Annotated in this window: 1 protein-coding gene; it reads right to left on the bottom strand. The window is 27.6% G+C overall.

Translation table 11 applies throughout. The annotated features are described in order from the left end of the window. Positions 1-81: 81 nt before the first annotated feature. Positions 82-283, bottom strand: a 202-nt coding sequence (locus tag FE392_RS22455; RefSeq protein ID WP_319931900.1) for a hypothetical protein, incomplete at its 5' end; no start/stop codon positions are given.

Below are 283 nucleotides of genomic sequence, written 5' to 3'. Positions count from 1 at the left end.
ATATTGTTGTTCTACCTTTTCCGAATTCTTTGCTTAAAAGTTGTTGTGAATCCATTACTAGATTGTTATTGTTCATATTATCTAAAAAAAGACCAAAATTTCACTAGCTAACTGATTATCTTTAATTAATAGTTGTAAAGCTTTTAACCCCATTCCTTTATAAATTTGTACAAATGGAGGATTATCAGCTTCTTTTTTTCGTTGTTCATTTTCTTTTTGTTCAGCATCTTTTAAGTCGATTAATTTTTCAACAGAAGACAGAGGTAATCGAGTTAATTTAAGA

Origin of the sequence: Xenorhabdus santafensis, assembly GCF_033949405.1 — a bacterium.
Classification (GTDB): Bacteria; Pseudomonadota; Gammaproteobacteria; order Enterobacterales; family Enterobacteriaceae; genus Xenorhabdus; species Xenorhabdus santafensis.
Note: the sequence above shows the minus strand (reverse complement) of the source record. Positions and strands in the feature narration are given on the sequence as shown.